At 67.8% G+C, this 7,503-nt stretch carries 4 protein-coding genes; all 4 read left to right on the top strand.

Annotated features, from left to right (window positions below; translation table 11 throughout):
* Nucleotides 1–556 precede the first annotated feature (556 nt).
* The 4 genes from M0P34_RS11970 (at nucleotide 557) to M0P34_RS11955 (ending at nucleotide 5,920) form a co-directional block, all read left to right on the top strand.
* A complete protein-coding gene (locus M0P34_RS11970) occupies nucleotides 557–1,801 on the top strand; it encodes a nodulation protein NfeD (RefSeq protein ID WP_291499415.1) in 1,245 nt (414 codons plus the stop codon).
* Nucleotides 1,802–2,916: 1,115 nt separating this feature from the next.
* Nucleotides 2,917–3,717 carry a slipin family protein gene (locus M0P34_RS11965; RefSeq protein ID WP_291499413.1) on the top strand — a complete coding sequence of 267 codons (801 nt, stop codon included), beginning with the start codon at nucleotides 2,917–2,919 and terminating at the stop codon, nucleotides 3,715–3,717.
* A 54-nt stretch (nucleotides 3,718–3,771) separates the two neighbouring features.
* Nucleotides 3,772–4,779, top strand: a complete 1,008-nt coding sequence (locus M0P34_RS11960; protein WP_291499411.1) for an NAD-dependent epimerase — start codon at nucleotides 3,772–3,774, stop codon at nucleotides 4,777–4,779.
* 373 nt (nucleotides 4,780–5,152) lie between these two features.
* Nucleotides 5,153–5,920, top strand: a complete 768-nt coding sequence (locus M0P34_RS11955) for a ParA family protein (protein WP_291499408.1) — start codon at nucleotides 5,153–5,155, stop codon at nucleotides 5,918–5,920.
* Nucleotides 5,921–7,503: the final 1,583 nt, after the last annotated feature.

Raw genomic sequence — 7,503 nt, 5'->3', positions numbered from 1 at the left:
TTTTCTGCAGAACCACTGCGCTTCCTGGTCGAGAATGATACATTGAAGGCGACACTTTGTTAAGTATTTTCAGGTGAATAAATTATTTTCAGGGCCGACTATTTATGACCGGATGTCCCACGCGAAAGCGGAAGGGGGGGCCCAGCTCTTTGGCTCGGCGCCGGAGACGTAAGCTACGCACGAAGAGGAGGGCGGACGCCGGGGTTCGGCCGACCGGGCAGGATTGTTCCCGCAGGTCTGCATCCGGCCCGGGGCGGGCAACTCCCGGCGGGGTGGGAAGCACCCCGCCTCTTCCGGGCGCAACCGCCCCGGGTTCCGGGCGCGGGGGGCGCCGCGCGTGCGTTTCGCCTTGCCGTTGGCGGCTTTCCTCTGGTATGCAAAAGCCATGAGCATCCCATGCCCGCTCCTTCCGGCCTCTTGTTTCCCGTGGAACACGCTGCGGCGCCCCGGGCCCGGCGGGGTGCGAGCGTGGGTCGCGCTGTTCGTCTTGGCCGCCGCCCTGATCGCGGGCGCCCCCCCGCAGCGCGCCTGCGCGGAAACAGCCAAGGAACTGCGCGTGTTGCATGCCGTCGTGCGCGGGCCGATCACACCGGCCTCGGAGCAACTGCTGACCCACGCCCTGGAGCGAGCCGAGGGCCAGGGCTACGGCGCACTGCTGCTGGAGCTGGACACCCCCGGCGGACTGGTAACCTCCATGCGCGGCATGGTCAGCTCCATCCTGGGCGCCCGGGTTCCCGTACTGCTCTGGGTCGGCCCCAGCGGCGCCCGGGCCACCTCCGCCGGGGTCTTCCTGGTGGCCGCCGCCCATGTGGCGGCCATGAGCCCGCAGTCGACCATCGGCGCAGCCAGCCCCGTGGACATGGGCGGCAAGGACGTGGACGCGACCATGGCCGCCAAGATCAAGAACGATCTCATGAGCTATGTGCGCGGACTGGCGGCCTCGCGCGGGCGCAACGCCCAGTGGTACCAGGACGCTGTGGACGCCGCCGTGAGCATCACGGCCCAGGAGGCCGTCATGTCCGGCGTGGTGGAATTCCTGGCCGAATCCCCGCAGGATCTGCTGATCCAGCTCGCCCCGCGCGGCATCGCCATGCCCGATGGGACCCTGTGCTTCGACGCCCAGGCCGCGACGCTGGACGCCTACGATCCCGGACTGCGCCACCGGATGCTCTCCTGGTTGCTGGATCCGCAGATCGCCTACCTGCTGCTGCTCGGGGGCATCGCCGGACTGTTCTTCGAATTCACAACGCCCGGAGCCATCCTGCCCGGCGTCCTGGGCGGACTGAGCCTGCTCCTGGCCCTCTATGCCCTGTCCATCCTGCCGACGAGCACGGCCGGCATCCTGTTGATCCTGTTCGCCGTGGTCCTGTTCGTCCTGGAAATCTTCGTCACCAGCTTCGGCATGCTGGCCGTGGCCGGGCTCGTATCGCTGTTCCTGGGTTCGCTGATCCTCATCGCGCCCACACCGGGGTTGGAGGGCGTCCCCCTGACGACGATCATCCTCACCGTCGGCGCGGTCACGGCCATCATGAGCCTGTGCCTGGTGCTCATCACCCGCGCCCAGCGCCGCCAATCCATGCACGGGCTGGCGGCCATGCTTGGGATGACGGGACGTATTACGACCTGGAACGGGCAGGACGGAACGATCCGGTTGCGTGGCGAGACCTGGAGAGCCGTCTCCCCGGGGCCTGCGGCGTTCCAGCCCGGCGACGAGGCCCGCGTGACTGCCGCCCGGGGCCTGACCCTGACCGTGGAACCCCAGGACGCCCCCGCGCAGCCCGCTGCCAAGAAGGAGACCTGATCCGCCGCACCCGGGGAGCGGACAAAAGGGAGGCAGGGCAACGATTTTCCCGGAGGTGTCCCCGTGGCGCGCAGACCCCAAGGCAAAGACCCGGGTGGACGCGATTCCCGGGACAACGAAGTCTGCGGTCCTTTTCGTGAAAGAAGTCGACGTACGCCCCGGGCTCCTGGGGGCACACGCGAAGCTCCGGCCCGCAGCCCGGCGCCCGGCGTGCGCAGGCAGAGCTCCTTGCGGCAGTGCTGTTCGATATGCCTGCGGCCGGGCCGCTCGCGCGGCCTCCCGCGAGCAGGGGAGGAAAATGGAACCCCTCCGGGCTGGTGAAACGCATCGTGGCCGCGCCGCCTCCCGCACACGGGGGACTGCATTGCGGGAGAAGGTGCGGGCGACCTGGTTTACAGCCCCCCGCGAGGGGAGGGGGGATGCTTGCAGAGCCTTGCGGTTCTCGCGCTCCTCTTCGCAGCTCCTCGCGCAGGGCGAGGGCCCCCTGGGCCAGAAGCGGAGAAGCCCCGGCCGGGGGGCGCACCGAGCCGCGCGCGTACGCCACAGGCGCACGCAAAACGAACCGCCTGGCCCACGGCGGACCAGCGCCCACTTCGGGGCAGCGGCAGCCCCGGCCTGGAGTCAGCCAGCACCCACGGGTTTTGCGCCGTGCGCCTGTCGGTGCGAAAGGGTTCGCAAGAAATTTCGGCGCAAGGCACCGCAGCAGGCCGGAACGAGTGCTTGCCGGAACAGCCAAAGGCCCCCAGCCGGGCGACGCACCGCGCCGGGGTGAATTCCGCACCGGGGCCGTCCCTGTCAGCGCCCCCCGGCCCAGGCGGGCCGCCGCGGACGGGGGTCCGCCCCGGCAGCCGCGCCCGCCATGCCCGGACCCACAGGGCTGCGCCCCTCGTCGCAGGGCTTGGCCAGGCCGCACGGCGCCGACCCGGCGCGCGGGGCTGGGCTCGGCGGTGCGGCCGACAATCGGACCCCCGGGCGAAACGACTGCGCATTGCAAAATGCGCTACGAAACGTAATCTCCAAACGGGGCAGCCTGTTAGGCCCCAGAACACCGCCGCCAGGCGGGGCGGGCGGGATATCCCGCCACGGCAACAACATTCAACCACAGCGAGGCTGCCATGCTTTTTTCCTGGCTTCCAGCGTTGATCATCATCGTCCTGTTCCTCGGCGCGGCCCTGCGCGTCCTCAACGAGTACGAGCGTGGGGTCATTTTCCGCCTGGGACGCATCATCCAGGCCAAAGGCCCAGGACTCATCCTGCTCATTCCCGTCATCGACCGCATGACGAAAGTCAGCCTGCGCATCGTCACCCTGGACGTGCCCAGCCAGGATGTCATCACCCGGGACAACGTGAGCATCAAGGTCAACGCAGTGGTGTATTTCCGCGTGGTCGACCCCGTGCGGGCCATTGTGGAGATCGAGGACTACATGTTCGCCACTTCCCAGCTGGCACAAACCACCTTGCGCAGCGTCTGCGGCGGGGTGGAGCTCGATGATATTCTGGCCCACCGGGACAAGATCAACCTCCAGGTCCAGGAAATCCTGGACCAGCAGACCGACCCCTGGGGCATCAAGGTCAGCACGGTGGAGTTGAAGTATGTGGACCTGCCCCAGGAGATGCAGCGCGCCATGGCCAAGCAGGCCGAGGCCGAGCGCGAACGCCGGGCCAAGGTCATCAACGCCGAGGGCGAATACCAGGCCGCGGCAAAACTTTCCGAGGCCGCCGCGATCATCGGCGAGCATCCGGAAGCCATACAACTCAGGTACTTACAGACCATGCGCGAGATGGCATCCGAGAGCAAGGCCTCCACGGTACTGCCCATTCCCCTTGATTTTTTCCAATTCCACTGGAAGACTGGCGCCCGGCAGGACGACGCCGTCCGCGCCCCTGTTTCCCGTGAAACATCTGAAGACGCGTAACCGGCCCGGGGCGGCCCGCCCGCCCCGGCCTTCACCCCAGACAGGACTGCGCTCATGAAAATTCTTGTCACCGGCGCCGCAGGATTCATCGGCTACCATCTCAGCAAGCGCCTGCTCGGCGAAGGGCACACCGTCGTCGGCCTCGACAACCTGAACGACTACTACAGCGTGGAGATCAAGAAAGCCCGGCTGGCCCAGCTCCTGGACCACAAGGCATTCACCCACGCCAACATCAACCTTCAGGACGCCGAGCCCATGGAAGCCCTGTTCCGCAAGGAGGGCTTCACTCACGTCATGAACCTCGCCGCCCAGGCCGGCGTACGCTACAGCCTCATCAACCCCCGCTCGTACATCGACTCCAACTCCGTGGGCTTCCTGAACATCCTGGAAGGTTGCCGCCACACCAAGGTCGAGCACTGCGTGTTCGCATCATCCAGCTCGGTCTACGGGCTGAACACGAACATGCCGTTTTCCGTGCACCACAACGTGGATCATCCCATCAGTCTCTACGCCGCGACCAAGAAGAGCAACGAGCTGATGGCTCATTCCTACGCCTATCTCTTCAACCTGCCGTGTACCGGGCTGCGTTTTTTCACCGTCTACGGCCCCTGGGGCCGCCCCGACATGGCTCTTTTCCTTTTCACCAAGGCCATTCTCGAAGGCAAGCCCATCAACGTGTTCAACCACGGCAAGATGCGCCGCGACTTCACCTACATCGATGACATCGTCGAAGGCGTCGTGCGCGTCATCCAGCACACCCCGACGCCCAACCCCCAGTGGAGCGCCGCCGCTCCGGACCCCAGCTCATCCTGCGCGCCCTACAAGATATACAACATCGGCAACAACAACTGGGTCGAACTGGGCACGTTCATCGAGACCATCGAAAAGGAACTGGGCATGCCCGCCGTACGCAACTACATGGACATGCAGCCCGGCGATGTCCCGGCGACCTACGCCGATGTGGACGACCTCATCGCCGACGTGGGCTTCAAGCCGAGCACAAGCATCGAATACGGCATCAAGCAGTTCATCGCCTGGTACCGCGAGTACTTCAAGGTTTAACCGCGCCGGGCCGGGGCAGGACACCCCCTGGCCCGAATGGGGTAGGGGAGGGGGCCTGGCGAAAGCCAGGGCCCGCCCCGGCGGGAGCTACTCTGAGCTGCGACAGAGCCTCCGCCAGCCCGGGCGCGGGGCAGCGAATGGCGCCGCAACACAGCGCCATCCAAGGCGAAACAGCCGCGCAGACGCCCAGGACGCGGCGAAACCATAAGCCCGGCACGTCCGGCGACGCGCCTCAAGCCCGGGCTTCGCAGCGGCCGGGATTCGGCTCGGATCCTTGCCCCGCCAGCCGGACGAACGGCCCCGCCCGTGGGGCCTTCGGGACACCGGCGGGCGAGATGTTTCACATGAAACAGTTCGGTCAGGAGAAACCACCGTGTCGCGCATCATCGTAGTAGCCAATCAGAAAGGCGGTGTCGGCAAAACGACCACGGCGGTCAACCTGGCCGCCAGCCTGGCAGTGATGGAAAAAAACGTGCTGGTGGTGGACTGTGACCCCCAGGCCAACGCCTCCAGCGGCTTTGGCGTCTATCCCGAACAGGTCAAGGACAACCTCTACACCGTGCTGGGCGATCCGTCCCAGGTCCGCCGCGCCATCTACAAGACCAGCATCCCGTACCTGAGCGTCCTGCCCGCACACCAAGACCTCGTTGCCGCCGAATTGGACCTCGTGAACCAGCCGCGCCGCGAGTATTTCCTGCGCCAACTGGTGGAGCCCCTGGCCGATGAATACGAATTCATCATCCTGGACTGCCCCCCGTCCCTGGGGCTCATCACCCTGAACGCCCTGTGCGCCGCGCGCGAGGTGCTCATCCCGCTGCAATGCGAGTACTTCGCCCTGGAGGGCATCGCCAAACTCATCCAGACCTATGGACTGGTCCGCAAGCGGCTGAACCCGGACATCCGTCTGCTCGGCGTACTGCTGACCATGTACGACCTGCGCAACAGGCTTTCCCACCAGGTCAAGAACGAAATCCGCAAGACCTTCCCGGACTACCTTCTGGAAACCATCGTGCCGCGCAACGTGCGCCTGTCCGAAGCCCCGAGCTTCGGCAAGCCGGTCATCAGCTACGACATCCACTCCAAGGGTGCGGTGGCGTATCTCCAGTTGGCCCAGGAGGTGGTCAACCGCCAGGCGCACTAGCCGGAACACCCCCCGACGCGGCGCCACGCCAGCACGGGGGGGCTGCGCCGCGCGGCGGCTTGTGCCCGCGCCGCCGCACCCGCACCGAACAGGCTCCAGCCTTACGAACGGGCAAAACGGACAACCGGGACGGGGACAAGGCAGCTCGCCCCAGGCGCCCCGAGCAGAGATCGGCACGCCGGGCCGTTACCGCGACAGCGGCCAAAACGCGAACTTTTCCGGCGCCACTCCGGGAAGATGAAACGCCGGGGGCCAAGCAGGAACGTGGGGGAGACAAAACCGTGCCCGACGGCGGGCAACGAAGCCGCAGGCCAGCGCCAGAAAGGTCAACGCGGCCCAACCGGAGGAGGAAGAAGCCGCAAAGGCGGAGCCCCCCTGGGGGCCGGGATGCCCGGCGCGCCAGCGCAACGGACGCAAAAGGCGCGGGCGCCCCAAGGCACCAAGGGCGCGAACAACGCCCAAGGCGACGGGAAGCCCCCTCGCACACAGGATGCCGGGTGGACCGCGAACGCGAGAGAAGGCGCGCGAGATGAAGTGCCGGCACGAGGGCCGCGCCAACGCGAGAGCCAAAGCCCACGCCCCCTACGCAGGCAGCGCCAGGCTTCCCGGCGGGGTGGACAGACCACCCCCCGACCCACGCCGCCCCCTGCGCAGGCAGCGCCAGGAGCCGAAAGACTGCGGGCTGGCAGCCCATGCACGGCCGCCCGCACGGTGATGGAACCGCACAGCCAGGTGCTGGGGCCGCGCAGCCAGGCGACGCGAGTGCGGCAACGGAAGCCGCGCCGCCCAAGCAAATATGGTCCAAACGGGCGCAGCGGCGGGGTGCCCCCGGAGCCGCAGCGCACTTCGCCACCGGCGCCAGGCCGGAAAACCGCCAGAGGAGGGCGGCCGCCGAAAGAGCAACTCCGGACCCAAGGCCGCGACAGTGTCTGCAGCCGGGGAACACTCCCGGCCGCATGGCCTCCCGCCGCGGACGGCCGGTCTGCCGAGGCCGGAAAAAAGCGCAGGGGGCACCGGATCGCAGGCAGGCGAGGCGCAAGGGGGACTGGACCAGAAGATAGGCGAGGCACAAGGGCGCAGGGAGCACAGGACCGCAGGACAGACCTGGCCCGGGCCAAACGGCCGCCAGCGGCGGCAGGGGGCGTGCGCGCAAGGCGCCGTCACGGCAGGCGGCAGACCGGCCCCCCTGGCTTAGGCAGCAGCCAGAAGGCCCCGGCGGCACCAGGACAGCGTCTTACGTTGTAACGACAACCACAGGCCGTGTATCCGGCGCCCCCTCGGCGCAAGAGCGAAGCCCGCGCGGGGAGCAAGACAAGCGCCCGCCCCGCCGCTGAACGAGCCAAAGCCGGGCGCGGCGCATGCGGGGCCGACACGGCAGGCCGGGCCGTCCGCGCCGGACTGCCCGGCGCGGCACACGGGGAGCGGACGCAACGGCGGCCCCTGGGCAGGCCCCTCGACCGAAGCGCGCCCCACTCAGGCGGAGCAACAAAAAGGGCGGCGCCCGATTCGCCCCGGACACGCAACCGGACAGCGCGGCACATTGGCTGCCCGGGGCATACCCGGGCAGGGACGGCGCCCAAGGC

The organism is Desulfocurvus sp., assembly GCF_023230885.1.
Classification (GTDB): domain Bacteria; phylum Desulfobacterota; class Desulfovibrionia; order Desulfovibrionales; family Desulfovibrionaceae; genus Desulfocurvus.
This window is presented reverse-complemented; position numbering and strand designations above follow the sequence as displayed.

What these genes read in the sequence shown, in the direction of transcription:
- M0P34_RS11965 (WP_291499413.1), top strand. Translation starts at nt 2,917, where the DNA reads ATGCTTTTTTCCTGGCTTCCAGCGTTGATCATCATCGTCCTGTTCCTC.
- M0P34_RS11960 (WP_291499411.1), top strand. Translation starts at nt 3,772, where the DNA reads ATGAAAATTCTTGTCACCGGCGCCGCAGGATTCATCGGCTACCATCTC.